The sequence below is a fragment of the Acetitomaculum ruminis DSM 5522 genome (assembly GCF_900112085.1).
Classification (GTDB): domain Bacteria; phylum Bacillota; class Clostridia; order Lachnospirales; family Lachnospiraceae; genus Acetitomaculum; species Acetitomaculum ruminis.
Genome location: NZ_FOJY01000015.1, coordinates 21025 through 47208, shown reverse-complemented (window position 1 = coordinate 47208; position 26184 = coordinate 21025). Strand labels below are relative to the sequence as shown.

At 35.8% G+C, this 26184-nt stretch carries 25 protein-coding genes; all 25 read right to left on the bottom strand.

Annotated features, from left to right (window positions below):
- Positions 1 to 5: 5 nt before the first annotated feature.
- Positions 6 to 866, bottom strand: coding sequence for an OmpA/MotB family protein (locus BM153_RS10120; protein ID WP_092873343.1), 861 nt, complete (start codon positions 864 to 866; stop codon positions 6 to 8).
- Entirely contained in the window at positions 866 to 1654 is a 789-nt protein-coding gene (locus tag BM153_RS10115) for a motility protein A (RefSeq protein ID WP_092873341.1), read from the bottom strand. The genes BM153_RS10120 and BM153_RS10115 overlap by 1 nt, the downstream gene beginning before the upstream one ends.
- Before the next feature lie 66 nt (positions 1655 to 1720).
- Complete coding sequence (locus BM153_RS10110; RefSeq protein ID WP_092873339.1) at positions 1721 to 1924, bottom strand: flagellar FlbD family protein; 204 nt, start codon at positions 1922 to 1924, stop codon at positions 1721 to 1723.
- 120 nt (positions 1925 to 2044) lie between these two features.
- On the bottom strand, positions 2045 to 4093 hold the full coding sequence (locus BM153_RS10105; RefSeq protein WP_092873337.1) for a flagellar hook-basal body complex protein: 2049 nt from the start codon (positions 4091 to 4093) through the stop codon (positions 2045 to 2047).
- Between the two features lie 89 nt (positions 4094 to 4182).
- A complete protein-coding gene (locus BM153_RS10100) occupies positions 4183 to 4602 on the bottom strand; it encodes a TIGR02530 family flagellar biosynthesis protein (RefSeq protein ID WP_092873335.1) in 420 nt (139 codons plus the stop codon).
- 49 nt (positions 4603 to 4651) lie between these two features.
- Positions 4652 to 5296 carry a flagellar hook assembly protein FlgD gene (locus BM153_RS10095; RefSeq protein WP_092873333.1) on the bottom strand — a complete coding sequence of 215 codons (645 nt, stop codon included), beginning with the start codon at positions 5294 to 5296 and terminating at the stop codon, positions 4652 to 4654.
- Positions 5297 to 5314: 18 nt separating this feature from the next.
- Positions 5315 to 7009, bottom strand: coding sequence for a flagellar hook-length control protein FliK (locus BM153_RS10090; protein ID WP_092873331.1), 1695 nt, complete (start codon positions 7007 to 7009; stop codon positions 5315 to 5317).
- Positions 7010 to 7051: 42 nt separating this feature from the next.
- Positions 7052 to 7951, bottom strand: coding sequence for a magnesium transporter MgtE N-terminal domain-containing protein (locus BM153_RS10085; protein ID WP_143088300.1), 900 nt, complete (start codon positions 7949 to 7951; stop codon positions 7052 to 7054).
- A 12-nt stretch (positions 7952 to 7963) separates the two neighbouring features.
- Positions 7964 to 8410 (bottom strand): flagellar export protein FliJ, encoded by a 447-nt coding sequence (gene fliJ, locus BM153_RS10080; protein ID WP_092873329.1) that lies wholly within the window; start codon positions 8408 to 8410, stop codon positions 7964 to 7966.
- A gap of 14 nt (positions 8411 to 8424) precedes the next feature.
- A complete protein-coding gene (gene fliI / locus BM153_RS10075) occupies positions 8425 to 9735 on the bottom strand; it encodes a flagellar protein export ATPase FliI (protein ID WP_092873327.1) in 1311 nt (436 codons plus the stop codon).
- 5 nt (positions 9736 to 9740) lie between these two features.
- Positions 9741 to 10643, bottom strand: coding sequence for a FliH/SctL family protein (locus BM153_RS10070; RefSeq protein ID WP_242949120.1), 903 nt, complete (start codon positions 10641 to 10643; stop codon positions 9741 to 9743).
- Positions 10636 to 11643: a flagellar motor switch protein FliG gene (gene fliG / locus BM153_RS10065; protein WP_092873325.1), complete on the bottom strand. Its 1008-nt coding sequence runs from the start codon at positions 11641 to 11643 to the stop codon at positions 10636 to 10638. Before fliG ends, BM153_RS10070 begins: the two co-directional genes overlap by 8 nt.
- Before the next feature lie 7 nt (positions 11644 to 11650).
- Positions 11651 to 13255 (bottom strand): flagellar M-ring protein FliF C-terminal domain-containing protein, encoded by a 1605-nt coding sequence (locus BM153_RS10060; protein ID WP_092873408.1) that lies wholly within the window; start codon positions 13253 to 13255, stop codon positions 11651 to 11653.
- Between the two features lie 78 nt (positions 13256 to 13333).
- On the bottom strand, positions 13334 to 13651 hold the full coding sequence (locus tag BM153_RS10055; protein ID WP_092873323.1) for a flagellar hook-basal body complex protein FliE: 318 nt from the start codon (positions 13649 to 13651) through the stop codon (positions 13334 to 13336).
- 62 nt (positions 13652 to 13713) lie between these two features.
- On the bottom strand, positions 13714 to 14163 hold the full coding sequence (flgC, locus tag BM153_RS10050) for a flagellar basal body rod protein FlgC (RefSeq protein WP_092873321.1): 450 nt from the start codon (positions 14161 to 14163) through the stop codon (positions 13714 to 13716).
- A gap of 15 nt (positions 14164 to 14178) precedes the next feature.
- Positions 14179 to 14568 carry a flagellar basal body rod protein FlgB gene (flgB, locus tag BM153_RS10045; RefSeq protein WP_092873319.1) on the bottom strand — a complete coding sequence of 130 codons (390 nt, stop codon included), beginning with the start codon at positions 14566 to 14568 and terminating at the stop codon, positions 14179 to 14181.
- A 297-nt stretch (positions 14569 to 14865) separates the two neighbouring features.
- Positions 14866 to 15660, bottom strand: coding sequence for a GTP-sensing pleiotropic transcriptional regulator CodY (gene codY, locus BM153_RS10040; protein WP_092873317.1), 795 nt, complete (start codon positions 15658 to 15660; stop codon positions 14866 to 14868).
- A gap of 151 nt (positions 15661 to 15811) precedes the next feature.
- Complete coding sequence (gene topA / locus BM153_RS10035; protein ID WP_092873315.1) at positions 15812 to 17893, bottom strand: type I DNA topoisomerase; 2082 nt, start codon at positions 17891 to 17893, stop codon at positions 15812 to 15814.
- Positions 17894 to 17928: 35 nt separating this feature from the next.
- Positions 17929 to 19062 (bottom strand): DNA-processing protein DprA, encoded by a 1134-nt coding sequence (gene dprA / locus BM153_RS10030; protein ID WP_092873313.1) that lies wholly within the window; start codon positions 19060 to 19062, stop codon positions 17929 to 17931.
- On the bottom strand, positions 19063 to 20613 hold the full coding sequence (locus BM153_RS10025; RefSeq protein ID WP_330392065.1) for a YifB family Mg chelatase-like AAA ATPase: 1551 nt from the start codon (positions 20611 to 20613) through the stop codon (positions 19063 to 19065).
- 306 nt (positions 20614 to 20919) lie between these two features.
- Positions 20920 to 21960 carry a type IV pilus twitching motility protein PilT gene (locus BM153_RS10020; RefSeq protein ID WP_092873311.1) on the bottom strand — a complete coding sequence of 347 codons (1041 nt, stop codon included), beginning with the start codon at positions 21958 to 21960 and terminating at the stop codon, positions 20920 to 20922.
- Positions 21950 to 23185: a peptidase U32 family protein gene (locus BM153_RS10015; RefSeq protein ID WP_092873309.1), complete on the bottom strand. Its 1236-nt coding sequence runs from the start codon at positions 23183 to 23185 to the stop codon at positions 21950 to 21952. Before BM153_RS10015 ends, BM153_RS10020 begins: the two co-directional genes overlap by 11 nt.
- A gap of 19 nt (positions 23186 to 23204) precedes the next feature.
- The gene (locus BM153_RS10010) at positions 23205 to 23852 is read right to left on the bottom strand and encodes an O-methyltransferase (RefSeq protein ID WP_092873307.1); all 648 of its coding nucleotides are present in this window, start codon (positions 23850 to 23852) and stop codon (positions 23205 to 23207) included.
- 54 nt (positions 23853 to 23906) lie between these two features.
- Positions 23907 to 25574 (bottom strand): ribonuclease J, encoded by a 1668-nt coding sequence (locus BM153_RS10005; RefSeq protein ID WP_092873305.1) that lies wholly within the window; start codon positions 25572 to 25574, stop codon positions 23907 to 23909.
- Between the two features lie 343 nt (positions 25575 to 25917).
- Positions 25918 to 26178 carry a DUF1292 domain-containing protein gene (locus tag BM153_RS10000; RefSeq protein ID WP_092873303.1) on the bottom strand — a complete coding sequence of 87 codons (261 nt, stop codon included), beginning with the start codon at positions 26176 to 26178 and terminating at the stop codon, positions 25918 to 25920.
- Positions 26179 to 26184 lie beyond the last annotated feature (6 nt).

Below are 26184 nucleotides of genomic sequence, written 5' to 3'. Positions count from 1 at the left end.
TTTTATTAAAAGTCACTGTAGGAATTATAAATTTTAATCTCTACTCTTCGGTTTTTAGCTCTTCCTTCCGGTGTATCATTGGTATCTATAGGGTCATATTCCCCTCTTCCGGAATATTTTATATTTAAAACATTCAAACCTTTTGTATTAACTAAATACTCAGTTACAGAAAGTGCTCTGAAGGTAGAAAGAACTTTATTATCTCTGTAGGCTGAAGATGAAATAGGCACATTATCCGTATGTCCTTCTATTTCTATCTTGTTTTCAGGAAATGCCGCTATTATTATATCACCTACTTTATCTACTACCGTTATGGCCTCAGCTTTGATATCGGCACTACCTGAGTCAAAAAGCAATGCTCCGTTTAGGGATAACATTGTATATGCAGAAGTATGACTAAGAGAAATGTCATCTAAGATTCCGCTTTGCTTAGCCTGGTCTTCTACGATTTTTTCCATCTTTTCGGACTCTTCTTCCGCCTTATAAAGATATTCTTCCTTTAATTTTTCCTCACTTATATTCTCTTCAGTGACAGTTTTATCATTTTTAGGATCTTCTTCTGTCACATTATTGTCCGTACCCATTCCTTCATTTTCAATGGAATTATATATTGAGTCAAACTCTTCTAACTGACTTACACCAGAGGAAACAAAAGTACCCTCTTCCACAATTGTAGAGCCACCTGAAGGAAGTACTGAAAATGCACTTTGAAGTGATGCTACCAGCTGTTCATACTTTGCAGAGTCTACGCTTGACATTGAAAAAAGCAATACGAAAAAGCAAAGCAGTAAGTTCATAAGGTCAGAGAATGTCGCCATCCATGCCGGAGACCCTTTCGGAGGATCTTCCTGTTTTTGTTTAGCCATTAGCCTTCACCTCCTCCGCCTTCTTCATCACCGGATACTCCTTCTCTGGTTGCAGGTGGTAAGAATGATTTAAGTTTTTCTTCAATAACTCTTGGATTCTCACCTGCCTGAATAGAAAGCAAACCTTCTATTGTAAGTTCTTTTAAAGTTGTCTCAGCAGCTGAGTTCGCCTTTAATTTTTCTGCAACCGGTGAACAAAGCCAGTTCGCAATTACAGAACCATATAATGTTGTAAGGAGGGCTACCGCCATATTTGGTCCGATAGTCGCCATATCACTAAGGTCTTTAAGCATGTTAACCAGTCCGATAAGGGTACCGATCATTCCCCATGCAGGACCTAATTCACCCCATTTTTCCCAAAATGCACAATTCTTTTTGTGCCTTGCTTCCATACACATTAAATCTGTATCAAGAATACCTCGTACCAGTTCCGGGTCTGTACCGTCTACTACGAGCATAATACCCTTTTTTAAGAATACATCTTCAATCTCTCCAGCAGCTTCTTCCAAGGCCAAAAGACCTTCTTTTCTTGCTACATTGGATAATCTTATTATGTTTTTAATTGTATCCGTAGGATCCGTAGCGATAGTCTTAAAAATAAGACCAAAAGATTTGAAACCATTTATCGAATCTGCTATTGACCTGGATACGAATACACCTGATAGTGATCCCATGATGGTAATTAATACGGAGGATACATCTACGAAGTTTCCTAAAGAAGCTATACCGATTCCAAAAACCATCATTACAATGCCGACTATAAGTCCGCCCAAAGATGCTATATCCACAACATTCACCGCCTTTATTATATACTATTTAAATATTAAATAAAATAATAATTACCTCATTAGCAATTATTCATTAATATTTAGCAAATTGTTAAAAATTTCTCTTTTATACTCAATAATTTTGTATTTAATCTGCTCTTTGCTATCTTTTACCAGCAGTTTTTTTCCATTGTTAAAGGAGATGACAGTGTCCGGTGTTTCTTCAACCATTTCAATTAGATCCGAATTGATTAATATTTTATCATTGTTAAATCGAGTTACTTCGATCATATTCACAATCCTCCCCGTATGCTGTTACTTTCCTTTTTTTCATTTTTTCCATTTTTTCATTTTTACAGGCTTAAGTGCACAGATACTGTGCACCTAAACCCTTATTTTTATTAAATTAAATTATCGTTTAAGATTTATAAGTTCTTCTAGTAATGTATCTGAGGTTGTAATAATTCTTGAATTTGCCTGATAACCTCTCTGGGTTGTAATCATTTCCGTAAACTCTGTTGCCAGGTCTACATTTGACATTTCAAGAGCTCCTGTTACTATCTTTCCACCATCACTTGTGATTTCCTGACCGATTCCATCAAATTCACCTGAGTTAAGTGTTGTACTATAAAGGTTATCTCCTATTTTTTCAAGACCTGATGGATTTGCAAAGGCTGCTACTGCAATCTGTCCTAAAAGTTCAGTATTACCATTGTCATATGCTCCATAAATCTTTCCATCCTGGGAAACTGAAACTCCGGTCATCTTTCCAAGCATCTTTCCTTTTCCTGTTGATACATCATCTGTTGAAAGTCCAGGATCAAGTCCCACTGTGGATTTTCCATTGTTATCAAGCCATTTAATAGCTGAAAAGTCGATAGAAACATCTGAAAAATTCTTAAGGGATTTTGTGGTTCCTGCCTTATCTGTATAATTTGTATTAAAATCAAGTGTCATGGAATCAGAACCGTTAATGTTTTTAAACTTACCTGTATCTGTATCAAATACCAGCGTTCCTCCTGCAAAGGAAGTTACTGTTGTAACCTGTGCCTGTCCATCCGGAGAAACTGCATATGAATAAGTAGTTGTAGGATCTTCCGTGATTCCATAAGCCTCAGCCTGAGTTACTTCTTTTGTGAAGGTAAGTGTTGCATCATCGTATTTAACATCATCATCAGTAGTAAATTCCTGGGTAACGGTGATATTAACTCCGGTATCTGCCTCAGTTACTACTGCACCTGTTGTACCAAGCATACTATCCCAGGTTTTAATTTCATAATCTTCGGTTCTTCCGGTAAAATTAGCACCTTTATAGTCATTTACAGTTCTTGCTTCATTTGTTATGATATAGGTTTTTCCTGTTGTCTTATCAACCTGTACATAGTATCCTCCAGGAGAAGTTGTATAATTACTTCCATCAAGATTTGTGGTCATGTAGGTAAGATAATATGGTTCTCCTTCAAGGTCTTCTTTTGTAAGAGTACCTGTTCCTGTAGCTTCTACTTTATACGGAGCCGCTGTTTCACTTATCCAGGTTACATTTCCATAGGAAAGTCCCTTAACCATTTTTCCTTTGTCATTAGAACAAACATCTTCTACTGCTGTAACTGTTTTTCCATAAATCTTATTAACATTATCATAGGTTACTCCTGTTACCAGTGAATACAATTCTGTTTTTGTTGTAGTATTGTTTGAACCAAAGTTTACTACATCACTTAATAAACTTGCATTTAATGAATCCTTAATAGACTTTCCGTTAGAATCAAGTATATCTGTAAGTTCTACACTGTATTCACCATCTGTATCTGTTGATTTTACTGAGAATTTAGCGGTATATGAAAATCCTAAAGCATCATAGAATGAAAGTGTCATTATCTTTCCTGATGTGGAAGAATATTCAACATCATTTTTATCCATAATACCTGATGCATAACCGTTTGTTGTAGCTTCCGGCTGTGATGTCATATTTTTTGCATTCATAATCTGAAGTGCTGAAACTACATCTTTCTGGATTTCTCCTGTTTCCGGATCTACCTGCCATCCCATTACATTGTAACCGGAGGAAGTCATACAAAGATTTCCTGCTCCGTCTACATAAAATGAACCGGCTTTTGTGAAATATTTATTTGTTCCATCACTTACGATGAAGAAAGAATCAGAATTTGTAATTTTTAAATCGAAGCCATCACCTGTTGTCTGGGTAGCACCCTCTGAAGTGATGTTTATTTTTGTAGCACCGGTTGTAGAACCAAGACCTATCTGCTTGGCATTTACACCGCCTCGTCCGTTTGTCTGAGCACCTGATGCAGACTGAGTTGTCTGATACATAAGCTCCTGGAATGTAACGGATGTGGACTTAAATCCAACTGTGTTTACATTGGCAATATTGTTACCTATAACGTCCATTTTTGTCTGATGTGTCTTTAATCCAGATACACCAGAATAAAGTGCTCTCATCATAATTAAGTTCCTCCAATCTTAACTTAATTGTGATAGAACCGATATGCTTTCTCTGTCATTCAAAAGCATTAACCTCCATTAAGGTCCGGCTAAATAATCACGGCTCCATCAATATTTGTGTAAACATTATCTTCATTTTCTGTCTGATCCATGGCAGTTACTACTGTTTTGTTAGGAATATTAACTATAAAAGATAATTCATCCACCACTACCAAAGATTCATTAATACCTTTTTCTGATGCTTTTTTTGCACCATTATTTAATCTTTCTAATTGGCTTTGTGTTAAGTCTATATTTCTGCTTTGAAGCCTTAAGCTTGCATGTTTAGAAAATTTCAGACCTTCTTCGGCCTTATTGGTATCACTATCAGGTATATTTCTTTTTAATACATCTATAAATGATACCTGACTATCTTTGGAATCCCCAATTTTCCTTGAGTTAGTCTTGTTTTGGTTTAAATACTGATCTGCTACCTGACCAATGGATTTGAAATTATTATTAATATTCATGGTCATCATCTCCATTTAACTTTTTCATCATATAAAATCTTTTAATAATTTATCCGATTACTGCTTTTTTAAGCTCAGCAATTTTTTCTTCTGCATCTGTCAGAATATTTAACAATTCTGAAGATACATATCCTTTTCCTTTTTCATTTAAGGAATTGTACAATCTTCTTGCGGTGGTTACGGCTGCTTGATCTGATAAGGTTAATTTATCCGTTGCCGGAAGTGCAGATAACTTTTCATATAAAGCTTCTAAAACATCCATAGCTTCGTAATAATCCTGATCTACAACCTGATATAAGTCATCAACTTTATACAAACCTCCGTTTACTGAAAGATATGTATTGTTGTTTTGTTGAAGGATATAGTCAACCATTCCTTCCACATAATTGGTTGCGCCTTGCTTGTCTGTTGACTGAACCACAACTATTTTTCCTATAAGGTCTGAACCTAAGGTCTGTTTTGTAACGGCGCTTACATTTTGTAATTCTTCTAATTGTGAAAATGTAGCAAATTGTGAAATATATTCTGTATTTGCTGTAGGTTCAAGGGGATCTTGATATTGCATCTCAGCTACCAAAAGCTGTAAAAATGCATTTTTATCCATACTTGAATTACTTTTTTTAGTTGTATTGGAACTTTCCTTGCCTTTATCTGACTGAATAACTCCATCAACTACAGGAACGATATTTGGCATATTATTCACCCTTTCAAATTATGCTGTGAGATTCATGGTAGTTCCATTTTCTCTCATTATTCTTTCCTCGGTTTCTTCTGAAACTTCATACATTCCACTTCCATCCTCATCCAGACTGCCATTTGCATATTTTGAGGACTCTTGTCCATTCTGGTTTTGATTCTGGTTTTGCCCCTGTTCTAAATTGCTTTCAAACTCATGACTGGCAATTGTAACCTCTACGGCATCTACTTTTATTCCAGAAGCTTCAAGACTTTGTCTTAACTGATAAATTGAATAATCAAGTGCACTCTTAACCTGAGCGTTTTCTACAACAAATGATGCTGTAAGAGCACCGGCTTTAACAGTTAAGCTAACACCAAGTTTTCCTAAATGTTCCGGATTAAGTTGCATCGTAATCCCCTGACTGATGTCATTAACATTGATTTTTACCTGGTTTGCAATCTGCTCTAAAATATCTGTTACCGTAACTGAAGTATAAACTACTCCACTGTCTGTAACTGTTTCAACTACAATAGTTTGATTAGCCGAATCAAAGGTTGTGGTGGTTTGATGGGTTACATTTTCTTCTGGAGAAATAACTTCTTTTTTCACTGTTTTACCAGGTGAAGCGTAATCATGATCTTTTGTAAATTCTTCATTTTCAAAAGATTCACCTTTAGATTCTCCTTCTTCTTTAATGTTGCCAACTTTTAAATCAACTTCCTTAACAGATTCATCCTGAATTTCAGCTTGGTCTGTATTTTCATCTGAAACTACTTCTTCTTTCTTTACAGGATTTAAAGTTTCTACAGTAATTGACTTTGAATCATCTTTAGCTACTTCCACAAAGATTGCCTCATTTTCTACGGCTTCTTCAGGTTTTTCAACTGAAAGCTCCTTAAGATTTTCACTGGAGAACTCCTCTTTTGCATTTTCTACTGGCTCATTTGGAATCTCCGCTTTAATTTCTTCTCCTGCAGGCTTTTGACTTTCATCAGTAAGAATCTCTGCTTTTGGAAATACTGTTTGCAAAGCTTCATTTTCCTCATTTACTGCTATTTGTGCATTCTCTGATAAATCCACAAGCTTTTTATCTTCCTCTGGTGCTAATACCTGATTTTCAACCTTTACCGGCATATTCTCAATATCTTCGATTAAGGATGATAATAATTCCTTAGGAATAGCAGTTTCAATCACAAACTCCTGAGAGATATCTGAAATTAAAGACATCAGCGCTGAAAAGTCACTGTTTATCAAAAGCTCTCCCACATCAGCTGCATTTGTAACCTCCATGCAAAGCTTTGTAAGATTTTGAGGAAGTAATAATGAAATACAGGATAAACCGGCTTCTTCCATTACTTCTTTTAGCTCCTCTTTTGAAATACCCAAAGCCTCAGAAACCAAAGTTTCTACCTTGTCTTCTACAGCAGTTATTTTGTCTGCTATAGTTGAAATATCAGGCTTATTAAGGACATCCTTTTTCTTAATTGAATCCTTTGCCTTAGAACAATCTTTTTCATAAAGCATATCTTTGCCAACATCCTTAGCCGGATTAAAAGCCTTCTTTTGTCCCGTATCAGACTGTTCAATCAAAGACCCTTTATCTGAGGGATTTCCAAGATAATTTGAAAAATCCATCACGGCTTTATCGGCTTTTAAAGACTGTTCAAAAGTCTGGTTTTGTATGCTGTTTAGCCCTACCAAAAGACCAATCTTTGTTGCATTATCCATAGCCTTCCTCCTTTCAATATTTAGTTTTCATAATTCTAATTTTTAATCAGGATTCATAAGTTTTGTAAGCTGTGCAGCTACATTTTTATCCATGTTTCCTAATATATTGGCTCTGTCCTCGGTGTCCATATTATCGAGAATTTTTGCCACAAGACTTAAATTATCAGTCATTGTTTCAAGTATGGCTGCCGCCTGTTTCGGCTTCATTGAAGCGTAAGTTGAGGCGTAATCTTGTACCTCTTGGCTTGCTTCTTGCGAAGCTAAAACCTCTTTATAAAGCTTGGCTGCGTTTTCTGAATCAATGCTTTCATAATATGTCTTATATTCATTTATATCGGGTGCATTATCCCCAAAAACAACCTCTCTATAAAAATTTTCTTTTTCAGTTTGAAAGGCTGTTTGATTCTCTTCATATACCTTAAGTCTTGAAACTTCTTCTTCAAGTTCTGATATTTTATCACTGTCACCACTTGAGGAAGATTTAGCTGCTGAGAGTTCTTTTTCTAATTCATCAATTCTTGCAAGGGCTTCGTCAAGAGTCTGATATTTTGATTCCTCTCCTGTAGCATTGTTGGTATCATCTTCCACATCAGGAAGAATTTTGTTTACATATGGAACGTCTTTTAACATAGGATATAAAACAGTACTTCCAAAACCTCCCACGTCAAATTTTATGAGGGCTGCAAAAATAGCAAGCCACACTAAAAGTATAAGAAAAGTCAAAATGACAACAGACAGTTTTCCTCCGCTTCTTTCTTCCAATAATTCCTCGACTGTCATTCCCCTTTTAGCTGCTTCTTTTTCAAGTTTTTCTCTCTTTTTTGCCTCTTTTGCCTCTCTTTTGGCTTCTTTTTTTGCTCTTTTTTCTGCAGCTTTATCCACGGGCTTTTCTGCCGGTTTTTCTACTGCATTTTCCACGCTATTATCTTTTTCATCTGCCATTATTTCACCGCCTTATAATTGTTTTGTTCCGTATTTGTAGCTGACAAGCTCATCTATTTCTTTACTTTCTCTGGCAAGTTCCTCCTCACGATATTCTTCCAAAGCCCTTTCACGAAGTTTTTCGTAGGTTTTTCTTTCAACCATTGCCTGATTAAGTTTTATTCTTTCCAAATCCAGATTTTTTCTGGCAAGAACTACTTTTGCCCTTTGTCTTTTTATCAGCTCATCCATGACTCTTATGGCTTCTTTTTGGGATTTTATGTCAATGACATTCATCTTACCTGTCATAAGTTCTCTTTCCTCATCTTCATAATCAAGCCTTCTTTTTATCAAAGCATCCCTTTTTTCTTCCTCTTGACTAAGTCGGTTGGCTGCTTCTGCATAGGCATTTTTTGCCTGAGTTTCCAGCTTTATCTTTATCTCCAGGATATTTTGCATTTTAAAAATAAATCTGCCCATACAATCACCTGCCTTTAAGATTCAAATATAGCCTCTAACATTGCAATTTCTTCTTCAAAATTGAATTTTTCATAGGTTTGCTGCTTAAGATAACTATTTATTTCTTTAATTTTTTCAATTGAATAATCAATATCCGGATTTGAACCCTTTTTATAGGCACCTATATTAATAAGGTCCTCTGCTTCATTATAGGTTGCCATTACATTTTTTAATTTTCCGGCAGCCGCCTTGTGATTATCATCAACAATTGAGCTCATAACCCTGGAAATACTCTGTAAAATATCTATGGCCGGGTAATGATTTTTATGACCAAGTTTTCTGGAAAGAATAATATGGCCATCTAAGATACCTCTTGCTGTATCGGCAATAGGCTCATTCATGTCATCACCATCTACAAGAACTGTATAAAGACCTGTTATGGAGCCTTTCTGAGAGGTTCCTGCTCTTTCAAGAAGCTTTGGCATCTCAGAATATACACTAGGAGGATATCCCCTTGTTACGGGAGGTTCTCCTGAGGCAAGTCCTATCTCTCTTTGAGCCATGGAAAAACGGGTCAGTGAGTCCATCATCAAAAGAACATCCCTGCCCTGGTCTCTGAAATATTCTGCAATGGCTGTAGCCGTTTTTGCAGCCTGTTTTCTAATAAGTGCGGGTTTATCAGATGTAGCAACCACTACAATAGACCTTTTCATACCCTCCTCGCCTAAATCTCTTTCAATAAATTCACGGACCTCCCTGCCTCGTTCTCCAATAAGAGCAATGACATTGATGTCCGCTTTCGTATTTCTTGCAAACATACCAAGCAAGGTACTTTTACCAACACCACTACCTGCGAAAATGCCTATACGCTGTCCTCTTCCCAAGGTGATAAGTCCGTCCACCGCCTTGACTCCAAGGGGCATAACCTCATTTATCATTTTTCTTTTCATAGGATCAGGGGGAGGTGCATCAACAGGATAAATGTGATTTAAATTACAATCTTCCATTCCTTCAAAATGGCCTAGTCCATCAACAGCCCTGCCAAGAAGCTCATCTCCCACAGCAACGCTTAATGGACGATTGGTATTTTCCACAATACATCCAAGTCCTACTCCCTCAACATTTTCATAGGGCATCAAAAGTATCCTTTTATCACGAAAGCCAACTACTTCCGCAATGACAGTGTGAGGTTTCTTGCCGTTTATATATATCTTACACAAATCGTTTAAATTTGCCTCTGGTCCTAAGGACTCTATGGTTAAACCGACAATTTTTTCCACCCTGCCAAGCTTTTTATAAAATGTACATGTTGCAAGTTGCTTATATTTTTCATAATTAATCGCCATAATAACTACCTATTATTCTGAAACTCCGTAATACTTAAGGATTTTAAATCTCTCACCAGATTGTCTAACTGTATATCAAGACTGCAGTCAAAAACACCGGAATCCGTATCAATAATACATTGATTGTCTCTGAGGGTATTATCGGAAATTATCTCAATTTTTACATATTCGCCAAGTTTTTCCTGCAATTCTGCCTTATGCTCAATTAAAAATTGTAGATTTTCAACAGGTACTTTTATGGTAAATTCCTTGCTGTCTTCTATTTTCTCCACAGCATTTTTAACAATATTCAATACAATCTCTTTTTTATCGGCAAATTGAATAAGAAAAACCTGTTCAAAGACATCAGCGATAACATTTACAAGATGAGGTTCTATTTCTGCTACCTGTTTGTTATATTCAGCCTGTAAACTCGCCTTTTCTTCTTCCACGGAAGCTCTTAACTCTTCCATTTCTTTTTCTCTTGCTTCAATACCCTGATTGTAGCCTTCTTCATAGCCTTCCTCACGACCTTTTAAAGCTTCTGCATTTCTAACTTCTGCCGCTTCTACCAGGGCATCATTTCTAATGCTCTCAGCCTCTCTTCGTGCCTTTGCTAAAATCTCAGCTGCAATTTCCTCATATTTGCCAAGATCAAATTCAGGAGCCTTTATAACATTTGAGGTGAAGCCGGTATTTTCTCCTTCCTCCACCTCGTTATCTCCCTCTCCCTGAAAAAAGCCGTCATTTTCTTCATCAGAAAATTCCTGGAATACCACCTTGTCACCATCTTGATAAGGCTCATCCGTTTTCTCATAGGCTTCCTTTGCTTTTTGCATTTTCTCCATCAATAAAGAGTTTGAATCAATAACATGGGGCGTTTGTCCATCCTTGTTTCTAACGAACGCCGCCTTAAAAAGATTAGACAATTATCTCGTCACCTCCACCTCTGGAAATAACAATTTCACCTGAATCTTCAAGTTTTCTGATAATACCAACAATCTTTTGCTGTGCTTCTTCAACATCTTTCATACGTACAGGACCCATGAATTCCATATCCTCTTTAATCATAGATGCAAGACGTTTTGACATGTTGTTAAGGATTGCAGTCTGAACTTCTTCATTTGCACCTTTAAGAGCAGTTGCAAGATCGTTATTATCAACATCTCTAAGCACACGCTGGATAGATCTGTCGTCCAAAAGAAGAATATCCTCGAATACGAACATTTTCTTTCTGATTTCGTCGGCAAGTTCCGGCTCGTCGATTTCCAAAGTTTCCATAATATGCTTTTCTGTAGATCTGTCTACTGTATTTAAGATATCTACAACAGAATCTACACCACCAATGATGGCAAAATCCTGATTTACCAGTGAAGACAATTTCTTTTCCAATATATTTTCTACCTCTGAAATAACATCCGGAGATGTTCTGTCCATAAGTGCAATTCTTTTTGCAACATCTGCCTGTTTTTCCGGCGGTATGGCACCAATAATCATAGCTGCCTGCTGTGGCTTCAAATACGAAAGTATAAGAGCTATGGTCTGAGGATGCTCATCTTGTATAAAGTTTAAGACTTGCGAAGGATCTGCTTTTCTTACAAATTCAAAAGGTCGTACCTGTAAGGAAGATGTAAGTTTTGAGATAACGCTTGAAGCCTTCTCTCCTCCAAGAGCTTTTTCCAAAAGTTCTTTTGCATATCCAATACCACCCTCTGCAATGTATTGCTGAGCCAGACATACCTGATAAAATTCCTCTAAAACTTCTTCTTTCATCTGAGGAGATACGCTTCTGGTATTTGCAATCTCCAAGGTCAATTCTTCTATTTCTTCTTCTTTTAAATGTTTAAAAATCGAAGCCGACTTTTCTGGCCCTAACGCAATGAGTAGGATTGCGGCTTTTTGCAGGCCGGTTATTTCTGAATTCGCCATTTTTTCATCACTCCCAATCATCATTTAACCAGTTTCTAAGCAGACCGGCCACTGCCTCAGGGTTCTCATCCACAAATTTTTCAATAAGCAAACGAGTCTCTGATTTTTCCTGAAACCCGATATCTTCTAAAGATTCCTCAGCGGCTCTGGTAGTCTCAAGAAGTGATTCTACTGAAAGCTCTGGTTCTGTCTCTACAACTTCTGCCGGTCTTGTGCTTCTAAATACTACAAATCCAAGCATAAGAAGTATCAATGCTGCCAATACAAACTCAATTATTCTTGAAACGGTAAGTCCTGATCCGTCAGATTCCACAAAATACGGAATCGTATAAGAAACAATTGAAATATTAGCTGTAGGAATACCTGTAGCATCTGCAACACTTTTAATAAGTTCTTCATCTACTGTGCCTTTCTTTGTTTCACTGTTTTTGGATTTAAATTCATCAAAACTTGTACCGTCTAATGATCCGTCTGCCTTAAGATCATCTTCGTTATAAATCTTGTATGTGGTAGCCACAACTGATATTGAAGAATTTTCCGTATCTATGGTTCCTGCCGGTTCATCGGTAATAGTTACTTTCTCATTTAATGCATAGTCAGTATCTGTTTCGCTGATTGTTTCCGAACTGTTTGCATTATCCTGAATCTGATAAGTTGTATCATCATTTGAATCTGTTCCCGGAGTTCCGCTTGTTCCTCCCTGGGATTCTTTATTATAAACACTTTCTGAGTCTTTATAGCCTTGTTTATTACCATCTGCCACATAATATTCATGGTCTGTAACATTGGTTGTTTTAAAACTGATATTAAGGTTCATACCAACTTCCACATTGTCGTACATATTGGTACCAATCATAACATCCTTAACTTCTTTTTTTACCATGGCCTCAGCTTTATTTCTAACTTCCATTTGGGTGCTGGCTGAAACACTTCCGTCATTGCTTTCATCACCACCGTCATAAAGCTGTTTACCGGTTGAATCAATGATGGTTACCTCGTGGGTTGAATCATTTCCCACCGCCGTTGCAACATATTTTGCAAAATTTTCGGCCACATCATCTTCTAATTCACTATTTAATTTAAGCATAACACTTGCATAGGTATTTTCTCTTGAAGCAAGTATTGTTCCATCATCATTTGGCATAACAAGCTGAACCGTAGCCGATTCTACCATATCTGAGGAAGCAAGTGTATCAGCTATTTTATCTTCAAGATAAGCTGTATATTTCTTGGTCTTATCTGATTCTGTAGCACTAAATCCACCTTCAAATACACTTTCTAAGTCATAGCCCTTTGTAGGAATATCATTTCCTCCAAGAAGCAATTCCGCATCTGCTAAGTCCTGCTTTTTAACCTTAAAGGTCAATCCATCCTCCGACATGTCATACCCCATACTATCCCCTTCTAAAAGCCCTTTGACTTTTGAAGCTTCAGCAGTATTCTCACAGGTAATAAGGGTCACCATAGTCGGTCTTGTAAGTACAACAGCTAAGACAATTACCGATATTAAAACAGCTGCTGCAACTCCTGAAATTATTATTTTTTGCTTGTTTGTAAAGCCATTCCACCATTCTAAGATTCTATTAGGTATATTTTTAATTTTCTCAAGCATAACTTCTCCTTGAATTTCATAAAGTAAAGCAGACATTCAAAATCCGCTTTTCTACTTCTTTCAAACAAATCCTTCAGACTAAATAGTAATGTTCATTATTTCCTTGTAGGCATCTAATAACCTGTCTCTTACTGCTACGGTATAATTTAATGCCGTACTAGCCTTTTGCTGGGCAACTGTTAAGTCATTGGTATTATCTGCAAGACCCAGTGCAAATTTTATTTCCTCGGTCTCTAAATTGTTTTGAAGATCGCTGGTTTCATTTATATTCTGAATCATTGAAGAATAAATACTGTCAAAACTTCCTGTTTGAACATTATTTAATTTCTCATTACTATCTATTGCCTGTCTGATTACATCAGAAGATATACTTTTAATTGCTGCAATTGAATCCATATGATTGCCTCCCTATTTTATATTCAATATGTATATCAATTTTTTTTGAAAAGTGGATATTATTATGCCTGATCGATCTGAATTCCACTTTGAGCGATAGATTTGGCAGCATTTAAAGCTGTTACATTTGCCTCGTAAGAACGACTGGCATCGATAAGATTTGTCATCTCAGTGACTATATTCACATTAGGATATGTAACATATCCATTTTCATCCGCATCAGGATGTGACGGATCATATTCCATTATATACTCCGTCTCCCTGTCTTCAGTAACTTTTGAAACTTTAACTCCGTTTCCTACTGCTGACCTCTTTTTTAATTCTGAATCTAGAACTCCTGAAAAAATTGTCAAATCTTTTTCCTGAAAAGTTACAATCTTTCTGGTATAAGGACCACCTTCTGCAGTTCTTGTTGTGGTGGCATTGGCTACATTTTCAGCAATAATATCTGTACGAAATCGCTGAGCCGTCATTCCTGTTGCGCTTATATTAAAAGCCTGAAACATTGCCATAGATTAATCCTCCTTTTATTTCATAACGGATTTGAGTCTGGAAAACTCCTGGGTAATACTGTCAGTAAGACCTTGATACCTGATGGTATTAGAAGCAAGTTCTACATTTTCAGTATCAATATCCACATTATTCTTATCAATTCTGTAAGAATAGTTTGCGGAATCTATATATGTTCCAACATCTAATCTTGAAAGCTTAAGATTTGAAACCTTTTTATCTAGAGAATCATATTGTATATGTCTTAATTCCCTTGATAATACACCTTCAAAATCAACATCCTGTCTTTTATACTCCGGCGTATCATCATTGGCAATATTATTGCTTATACATTCCTGTCTAAGCCAACTTGCATCAGCTGCTTTATTCAATACATTTATATAATCAAAAGCATCAGAACTTATCAAGATATCCCTCCTTAATTAATTTCCTATAAATTAAATACAAGATAATATATACAATTATTAAATATTTAATGAACATTATCAAGTCAAATTCACAATATACATCAAAATACGCACAATTTTAATAAAACAATACAAAACAAAATCAAAGGAACACAACGTAAACGCGGTTCCTTTGACTTAAACCCATAATCCAAAAATCTATGCACATCTACGTTCTTTTGTATAAGGATGTATTTCTACATAGATAATCGGCAAATTTATAAATATATTAAGTATTTAACAAATAATTAAATCTATTTATTTAGTCTTTTCATTCTCTTCTTTAATTTTATTCAATTCGTCAAAAACAACATCATTTAAGACTTTAATGTAAGTACCCTTCATACCTGAAGATCTTGATTCAATGACGCCTGCACTTTCAAATTTTCTAAGTGCATTAACAATAACCGAGCGAGTAATTCCGACTCTGTCTGCAATCTTGCTGGCTACCAGTATTCCCTCTCTTCCATCCATTTCATCAAAAATATGAATAATTGCTTCAATTTCTGAATAAGATAATGTTGAGATAGCTGATTTAACAATTTGAACTTTTCTGGATTCTTCTGCAAATTCCTCATTTACTGATCTCATCATTTCAAGACCTACAACAGTAGTACCGTATTCACATACTATAATATCTTCAATTTCATATTGTGAATCATTTTTGTATACAAATAAGGTTCCCAGTCTTTCACCTGCAATATAAATAGGAACAACTGTGGCTTTGGCTTTCATTATACTATCGCCATCAAATCCCAATGTTTCAAGATTAACATTTTCTTTAGTAGAAAGAACTCCTAACAATCTTTCATTTAAAAGCTGATCAATAAATCCGCCTACCTGATACTGAATTAGTTCTTCAATTTCTTCAATGTCTTCTCTGACGCTAACTCCTAATACCTTACCCTTTTTGCTGATAACGAGAATATTTGACTCAAGAATATCAGCTAATACAGCACAAATGTCATTAAATACAACTTTTGAAGTGTTACTGTTGTGTAATAAATTATTAATCTTCCTGGTTTTATCCAATAGCTGAATATTTGCGTTCATTTCAGGTTAGCCCCTTTCTTTCAATATATTTTCTTATAAACAGTATCATACTAGCACAAAAATATGATGGAAACAAGGCATTTTTTCTAAATTGTATAAACATTTTATAATATTCTGATATTATTTTTCAAAATTATATCTTTTTATACAATTACTCTTGTTTGTCGGTATTTTCTCTGACAAATCCACATTTTTCATCCAGGCATGCCAGCTTGGAACCTTTTTCAACCATGGCTCCGCCACAATTCGGACATTTTTCTTTGGATGGTTTTTGCCAGGACATGAAATCGCAGTCCGGTCCTTTTTCACAAGCATAAAATTTACGGCCTTTTTTGGTCTTTTTTATTACAATTTCTGCTGCGCATTTTGGACAAGGAACTCCCGTCTTTTCATAGTATGGTTTTGTATTTCTACAGTCAGGAAATCCCGGGCAAGCCAGAAATTTGCCGTGAGGACCATACTTGATAACCATGTTTCTTCCACAATTTTCACAGATAACATCACTTACTTCATCTTTTATTTCTATTTTCTCAAGCTCTGCTTCTGCCTTATTTACCGCTTCATCCAAATCCGGATAGAAGTTTCTTATAACAGTTTTCCAGTTAACTTTTCCCTCAGCCACCATATCAAGAAGCATTTCTACATTTGCTGTAAAGTTTTCATCTACAATGCTGGCAAATTCTTTTTTCATTATATCATTAACCACTTCTCCAAGCTCTGTGCTATAGAGGTTTTTATTTTCCTTAGCTACATAGCGACGGGCTATAATAGTGGTAATGGTCGGTGCATATGTACTCGGTCTTCCAATCCCCAGTTCCTCAAGGGCTTTTACCAGAGAGGCTTCTGTAAAGTGAGCTGGCGGTTTGGTAAAATGCTGTTCTGTTAAGTGTTCATCAAATTCCAGTTTTGTGTCCTTTGAAAGACTCCTTAAAAGTACATTTGACTCCGGTTTTTTGGTATCGGAATCGGTATAAACGGACATAAATCCATCAAAAGTTATCTTTGAAGCTGCAACAGTAAATAAATAATCTCCTGCGGTGATTTTTACTGATGTAGTTTCATATTTTGCAGCTGTCATACGACTTGCCATAAAACGCTGCCATATCAGCTGATATAATCTAAATAAATCTCTAGGCAGTGAATCCTTTACGATAACAGGATTTCTGGAAACATCTGTAGGTCTTATTGCTTCATGGGCATCCTGAACATTACTGCCTTTTTTTGCTGAAACATCTATGTTTTTTGCAACATATTGTTCGCCATAATTATGCATTATATATTCTTCGGAAGCTTTTGCGGCATCCTCTGATACTCTTACGGAATCTGTTCTAAGATATGTTATAAGAGCTACCGTTCCGCTTCCTTTTATTTCAACACCTTCATATAACTGTTGAGCTAAACGCATGGTCTTTGAAGTTGAAAAATTCAAAGCTTTAGAGGCTTCCTGCTGAAGAGTTGAGGTGGTAAAAGGAAGTGGAGGTTTTTTACTTCTTTCTCCCTTTTTTATTTCAGATATTTTGTATTCTTTACCCTCTAAGTCTGAAAGAATCCTGTCCATTTCTTCTTTTGATTCAATTTCCAGCTTTTTTTCTTTTGTTCCGTAAAATTTGGCATTTAAGGGCTTTTTTTCACCAGGTATTTTTAAATTTGTCTCTAAAGTCCAATATTCTTTTGGAATAAATGCATTTATTTCTTCCTCTCTGTCACAGATTATTCTTAATGCTACTGATTGAACTCTTCCTGCACTAAGACCTCTTTTTACCTTACTCCATAAAAGAGGACTTATACGATATCCCACCATTCTGTCTAAAATTCTTCTTGCCTGTTGGGCATCTACAAGATTCATATCTATATCTCTTGAGTGTTTAAGAGATTCTTTAACTGCATTTTTTGTAATTTCATTAAATGTAATTCGTGAAGCCTTTTTTTCTTCAAGATTCAAGGCTGCGTTTAAATGCCAGGAAATCGCCTCTCCTTCACGGTCGGGGTCAGTTGCAAGGTAGACTTTATCTGCCTTTTTGGCCTGGCGTCTAAGCTTTGCAAGTATATCTCCCTTTCCTCTGATAGTTATATATTTAGGCTCATAATCATTTTCTATGTCTATCCCCATACGACTTTTAGGCAAATCTCTCACATGTCCGTTTGAAGCCTCAACTTCATAATTTTTCCCCAAAAACTTCTTAATAGTTTTTACTTTAGCCGGGGATTCCACAATAACTAAATATTTAGCCATTATTATTCCTCCAATTTTTGCCTGAAATCAATTATCTAATAACAGGCATAATAGTTTTTTACCGGTTCCCAGACCAGTCCTTCTATAATTAAATCCATTAATATACTTATTATCTCACTATTTCTCAAATCGACCTCTCTAAATATTTCTTCTAAATATTTAGGCTGTAAACTTAAACAACTATACACCAACAATTCTTTTTTTTCAAGCTTTACTTCATTTAATGCTTTTTTATCTGTCAATTTGATAAGTGAACTGATATCTCCTCCAAGTTTTATTTTTTTTAGTTCCAGCAAATGTTTTGCCAGTTCTTCAATATCTTCTTCTCCTGTAATAATGCCTGCACCATCTTCTATAAGTTTATTACATCCACCACTTAAGTTATCGGTTATCCTGCCGGGAAATGCATATATATCTTTACCTTGGGCGATTGCAAATTCTGCTGTTATAAGTGAACCGCTTTTTTTCTTTGCTTCAACTACTATAAGAAGGTCACAAAGGCCGCTTATATAAGCATTTCTAATGGGAAAATTACAGGCTTTAGGCTGGCTTTTAGGGAGGAAGCTGCTTATTATTCCTCCCTGTCCCGTACACATTTTTCTATAAAGATTAAAGTTTTCTCTAGGATAACAAACATCAACTCCACAGCCTAATATCCCAAAGGATTTTCCTCCTTTATTTAAAGCCCCTAGATGAGCACTGCCATCAATTCCCATCGCCATGCCGCTTATGACATTTATACCATAATGGGCAAATATCCTTCCACATTGATTTGCCATGGTTTTTCCATAAGGAGAGCACATTCTTGCACCTACTATTGCCACAGAAGGGATTTTTTCTTTTGGAAGTTCTCCCCTTACAAACAAAATTTTCGGCATGTTTTCCAAACCTGAAAGCCTTTGGGGGTATCCTTCTTTATCTTTAAAATACACCTTTATGTTTTTTTCTTCTATATAAGAGATTTCTTTTTCAAGATTTCTTTCTTCTTTGTCTTTTATTATTATTGTTGATAATTTTTCTCCAATTCCCTTTACTTCCATTAATTCTTCTTTTTTAGCCTTATATATTTCTTCTTCGCTTCCGAATTTTTTTATCAGGGTGTCATATCTTTTTGTCCCAAGGCCTTCAATTGTAGCCAGCCAGTATCTGTATTTATTTTCTTTTTCCATTTACATTCCCCACTGACTTTTCCAGTATTTTTTATCAATACTTCTGTAACAGACAGCCTCGCTTAAGTGTATCTTTTTTATGTCTTTACTTTCATCAAGGTCAGCTATGGTTCTTGCTGTTTTTAATATTTTATGATAGGAACGAACGCTTAATTCCAAAGTTTCAAATACTTTTTTCATGTAGTTCATTTCCTCTTCTCCCAGTCGGCAAAATTCCTTTATTTCACCGGCATTTAAAGAAGAATTGTATTTTTTACCACAGGCTTTTAACCTTTCTTTTTGGATATCCAAGGCCTTCATTACTCTTTCGCAAATAATTTTGGAACTTTCATTTTCCTTTAGATTAAAAATTTCATCATAGCTTACTTTTGATGCTTCTACACATATATCTATCCTGTCTAAAAGGGGCCCACTGATACTTTTTAAGTAATTTAAAATTTCTTTTCTTGTACAGGTACATTTATCCATATCTGGAAAATTACCACACTTACAAGGATTTGCGGCTGCCACCATCATAAAATCCGCCGGATAAATACAACTACTGTATACCCTGTTGATTACTATTCTCTTTTCTTCTAATGGCTGTCTTAAAATATCTAATGTATCCCTGTTAAACTCAGGAATTTCATCTAAAAACAATACTCCCTTATGAGCAAGGCTGATTTCTCCCGGAATGGGTCTTCTGCCTCCTCCTGTTAAAGCATTTTTTGTTACGGTATGGTGAGGTTGTCTGAAGGGTCTTTTAGTTATTAATGGGGAATTATCAGGTAGACTTCCTGCGATGCTGTAGATTTTAGAAATTTCAAGAATTTCCTCCTTGGAAAGGGGAGGCATAATGGTAGGTATTCTTTTTGCAGCCATGGTTTTTCCTGCTCCCGGCGGTCCTATCATTAAAATATTATGAAAGCCTGCCACTGCCACTTCTATGGCTCTTTTTAAGCTTTCCTGGCCATTGATTTGGGAAAAATCTTCCACAATTTTCTCATTATTTTTTATATAACTATCTATATCAAGGTTTTCTTCTTTTATATGAATTTTTCCATTTAAATAATCTATAGTCTGCCTTAAATCATCTACTCCTATTATCTTTATTCCTTCAATAACAGCCCCTTCAAAGGCGTTTTTTCTGGGAAGAATAACTTCCTTGATTCCCTGCTTTCTGGCATCATATACCATTGCTAAAACTCCGTTTACCGGGTTAATTTTCCCATCTAAACTCATTTCTCCCACAAAAAGTCTGTCATTTAAAGCAGAATTATCTACATAACCAAGTCCTGCCAGTATTCCTAAAGCTATAGGAAGCTCAAATACTGTTCCCTTCTTTTTTATATCCGCCGGAGCAATATTTATTATTATATGTTTTGGTGGAAACTGAAACCCGGAATTTTTTATTGCTGTTTTTACCCTTTCCTTGGCCTCTTTTACATTATGAGCCAGGTCTCCTACCATTTCAAAATAGGGAATACCGTTACTTACATCTGTTTCCACTGAAACAAGTTTACTGTCAATTCCTTCAATTACTGCTGATTTTACTATTGTAAAAATAGTCAAACACTCCTTTCATGTTTTGTAAATAATTAATAGTTAAAAATGGATCTTCAAGCGAATTGCTTTTTTGAACGCAGTGGCACAAAGTGCCACTGCGTTCATGAGGAAGTAGCGAAGCGGATTCCGAATGTCCGCTTTACTAAAGAATTTCCCGGATTTTAGGGAAATTTAAAGATGGATTTATCCAATAAGGCTTATTATAAATGCCTTTGTTAAGATTAGTCAATAATTTATTGTGTTTATTTGCTAAATTTCACAAATAATTTGGGTTTTTCCATGAAAATAAGGAACACTTTGTGTTCTCTGTTTTCAGATTGGAATTGGTTTTTTTGAATATTTAACCAGTGTTTCTTTCGTTATATATCTTTTAAGATACATGTCATATATTGCGTTATCCATGGTTTGCATGCCGTTTTTCTTGTTTCTTTCCATTATGTCCTCAAGAGCTGCCAGCTTATCCTCTCTGATAGCCTCTGCAACTTCGGCATTATTGAATAATATTTCAAAAGCTGCTATCTGATTAAGACTTTCATCCTCTTCCCTTAATAATTCCTGGGAAATCACGGCTTTTAAGGCATTAGATAACTGCACCCTTATTTGTTGCTGCTGATAGGTAGGGAAAATATCCACCAGATGTTCTATGGTATTTATTACCCCTGCCGTAGGAAGGCTGGACAATACCATATGACCTGCATCTGCTGCCGCTATTGCCATATTTATGCTTTCTATGTCATATAGGTTACTTATTACAATAACATCCGGATTTTCCCTCATAGCGGCCTTTATTCCCATGGCAAAGGATGGGGTGTCTATTCCTATCTCCCTTTGGTTGATTAAAGCCTTATTATGATGATACAAAAACTCTATGGGGTCTTCTATAGTTATCACATGAAGACTTTCTGTCTGATTGATTACATTTATAAGAGCTGCTAAAGTGGTTGATTTTCCTGAACCTGTAGGGCCAGTTATTAAAAACATTCCCCTTTTTTTATGGAGGGCTTCTTCTACTGAATCCGGTATTCCCAACGCTTTTGGGGTTGGCAGTTTTGTGGGGAAAAGTCTTATGGCAAGAGAGTAACATCCTCTTTGCATAAATACATTTACCCTGATACGACCTACTTGGGGAATTGTGGTAGCAAAGTCCACATCACCTCGTCTTTCAAGAGCTTTTCTTGAAACTGGTGGTAAGAGCTTTAATACCATGTTTTTTGTATCCTGTGGTGTAATTATGTGATCTGAAACCACTTTTAACTGTCCGTGAATTCTGAATCTAGGTACAGTTCCAACTGATAAATGAATATCTGAAGCCTTATTTTCTTCAGCACTTTTGATTATTTCTTCAATGTCCATCCTCTAACTCCCTACGCCGTAAGATGTCATACTTATTTGCAATTTCTGACAATCTTACCCTTAAATGCTGCTGTGGATGAGGAGCTGATTCCATCATCTCATCCTCATCATTATAGATGCCTATTACCTTAGCAAGAAGGTTTTCTCCATCAGGTTTCATTATCTCTATCTCTTCCCCTACTGAAAATTTATTCTTCTGGGTAATGGAAATAAGTCCGTCAAGAGCCGGCTCTACTATTCCTAAATAGGTATAACCTTTTATGTAGGTATTATTATCATAAATCTGGGCTGTTTCGTCAGGTTTTCCAAAGAAAAATCCTGTTGTAAACTGCCTGTAGGTGCAACTTGCAATCTGCTCTTTATACCAATCCATGTTGGAAAGATATTTTTCTTTTGATTCTTTGTAATCATCTAAAGCTTTTCTGTAGGTTCTTGCAACAGTAGCCACATAAAGAGCTGTTTTCATTCTTCCTTCTATCTTTAAACTATCTATTCCCGCATCTACAAGCTCCGGAATATGCTCAATCATACAAAGATCCTTTGAATTAAAAATATAGGTTCCTCTTTCATTTTCATAAACAGGAAAATACTCTCCCGGTCTGGTTTCTTCCATTATGGAATATTTCCATCTGCAAGGGTGGGTACAGGCACCTCTGTTAGCATCTCTTCCCGTAAGAAAATTACTTAAAAGACATCTTCCTGAATAGGATATACACATTGCACCATGAATAAAGGTTTCTATTTCAAGGTCATCAGGAATATTTGCTCTTATTTCCTTTAATTCCTCCAAAGAAAGCTCCCTTGCACTTACTACCCTTCTGGCACCAAGGCTGTGCCAGAAATTAAAGGTTCCATAGTTTGTATTATTTGCCTGGGTTGAAATGTGAACATCTATTTCAGGGCAAACTCTTTTAGCTATGGAAAATACACCCGGATCTGAAATTATCAGAGCATCAGGTTTTATTTCTTTTAATTCATTAAAATATTTTTCAACACCTTCCAGATCATAATTATGTGCCAGTATATTTGCTGTTACATAAACTTTTACATTTCTCTCATGAGCAAAGGCAATACCTTCTGCCATTTCTTCTTTTGAAAAGTTTTTAGCCATGGCTCTTAATCCAAAAGCTTCTCCACCTATATATACCGCGTCTGCTCCAAATACAACTGCTGTTTTTAATACTTCTAAACTGCTGGCAGGTACAAGTAATTCCGGCATTTTCATAAAATATAATCCTCCTAGACTAGTTACTCACTCTTGTTGTAAAAGCAACCCCGTCTCCTACAGGTAAGAGTACGGTTTTTAGCGATTCATTGTGAGTAATTTCATAAATATAATCTCTTATCCTTTTATGGATAGTTCTATCTCTTCTTCTAACGGCAAATCTTGATTCAATAAGATCTCCGTCCTGAAACATATTATCAGATATTACAATTCCGTCATTTTTTAACAATCTCATCACCTGGGGCAGCAGGTTTATGTACTGCCCCTTTGATGCATCTAAAAATATCATATCATATTTATCATCAAGTTTTTCCATTACTTCTAAGGCATCCCCTTCTAAAAGGGTGATTTTTTCTGTCATTCCAGCTCTTTTGATGTTTTCTTTTGCAATATTTATTCTTTTTTGATAATTTTCTATGGTCGTAATATGACAGTCTTTTTTTGAATTTTCTCCCATTAAAATTGAGGAAAATCCGATTGCAGTACCGGCTTCTAATATTTTTTCCGGTTTCTTTAAGGCTAAAACAAATTTTAAAAAGGCCTGCATATCTTTTCTGACAATAGGGACATTATCCCTTAATGCCTCTTTTTCAATTGTATTTAAAATTTCTGAATTCTCACTATCCAGCGTGTTTATGTACTCTATAAGCCTTTCGTTTACCAGCATTTTTCTTTCCTTCAAAATATCTTTCCAGTGCCTGTTTTAATTAATAAACTCTATTTAAACTTCCATAATAATCGGAAGTATCATAGGGTTTCTCTTTGTTTCTTTCCAGACAAATTCTCCTAAATCATCTTTTATAGCACTTTTAATTCTACTCCAATCAGAAGTACCTTTTTCCTGACACCTTTCAATAGCCTCGGATATTACCAGTCTGGCACCATCCATAAGACTTTCGGATTCTCTTACATACACAAATCCCCTGGAAACAATATCAGGTCCTGACAAAACATTTGCACTGCCTCTTTCTAAGGTCATTACCACTATTATGATTCCGTCTTCTGCAAGATGCTGTCTGTCCCTTAGTACAATATTTCCAACATCTCCCACACCAAGTCCGTCTACCAGCACTCTTCCGGCAGGAACTTTTCCAACTATCTTTGCCTCGCTGTCTTCACTAAGTTCTAGGACATCTCCGGTTTGTAACATAAAAATATGGTCATTATCATAACCAAGTCCCTTAATAAGCTCAGCCTGGGCGGTTCTGTGTTTAAATTCACCATGTATCGGAATTGCATATTTAGGTTTCACCAATGCATAAATCAGTTTTATTTCTTCCTGGCAAGCATGACCTGAAACATGGGCATCATGATAAATAACCTCAGCTTTCATAGCTAACAATTCATTTATTATTTTTGAAACTGATTTTTCATTTCCCGGTATTGGATTTGAGCTTAATATAACAGTGTCATTAGGTCTTATTTTTACTTTTTTATGTGTCCCCTCTGCCATTCTGGATAAAGCTGCCATGGATTCTCCCTGACTTCCGGTAGTAATAAATACCGTTCTTTCGCATGGGTAATTATCAAGCTGCTCTGTTTCAATGAGGGTATTTTCAGGAATATCAAGATATCCTAAATCTGAAGCTATGGATATTACATTTACCATACTTCTTCCTTCAATGGCAACTTTTCTCCCAAATCTGTAGGATGTATTTATAATCTGCTGAACCCTGTCAACATTTGAGGCAAAAGTTGCAACAATTATTCTGTTTTCTGTATGTTCTGCAAAGATTGTATCTAATGTTTTTCCAACACTTTTTTCTGACAAGGTAAAGCCCGGTCTTTCGGCATTTGTACTTTCGCACATTAAAGCCAAAACTCCTTTTTTACCAATTTCTCCAAACCTTTGTAAATCTATGGCATCTCCAAATACCGGTGTATAATCCACTTTAAAGTCTCCTGTGTGGACTATTATCCCTGCCGGAGAATATATGGCAAGAGCTGATGCATCAACTATACTATGGTTTGTTTTAATAAATTCTATTCTAAAACTTCCAAGATTAATGGACTGCCCGTGTTTTACCACTTTGCGGCGAATCTTCTTTTGAAGATTATGTTCCTTTAACTTACTGTCTATTATACCCATTGTAAGCTTGGTAGCGTATATAGCAGCCTCTACATCTTTTAAAACATAAGGTAAAGCACCGATATGATCCTCATGACCGTGGGTTATAACGAATCCTTTTACCTTATCAGCATTATCTCTAAGATAAGTCACATCCGGTATTACCAGGTCTATTCCAAACATGTCCTCTGCCGGAAATGCCAATCCGCAGTCAACAACAATAATACTGTCTTCGAATTCAAAAGCAGTAATATTCATTCCAATAAGTTCCATTCCTCCTAAAGGAATTATCTTTAATTTTGAATTATTAACATTCTTCAAAACTGCACCTCCAAAAAATATAATGGTCTCAAGGCACAATCTGACACCTAATGGCAAAATAACTTTGTAATTTTTTTCTTGATTTGAATGCCTGCAATTATACAGAAATGACTTCAAATTCTACGTACTTTTTTATTTGCAGGATACTTGTGATATTTTTAAATTCAACCGTTACAGTCTTAATGAAACTACTGCAAAGGTAATTTAAACAATATCAAAGTATGGGAATATTTGTGAAACCACGTCCAATAAATACCAGTTTTTAAAACATAACAAAGCCAAATATGCCATTTAGGTACATAAAATTTCACTCCTTTCAAAGTACCTTTAAGACATTTAACTTCTACTGTTCTATACTAATGTCATCTATTAATTCTTCGAAAATCTTAGATAAAGATCCCAATGTCACCTCGTCTTCAACAATTTCATAGGCGATTTCATCCATGTTTTCTGAAGTTTTTTCCAATAAAATATAACAATCGCTGTCTCCTTCCTCATCTTCCGTAACCAGAAGATATGTGCATCCTGCAACGACTGTTGATGCCAAAACAAAGAATTCATCAAATTCTTCGCTTCCTTCTATTTTAAACTTTATTTTCTCCATCTTTCC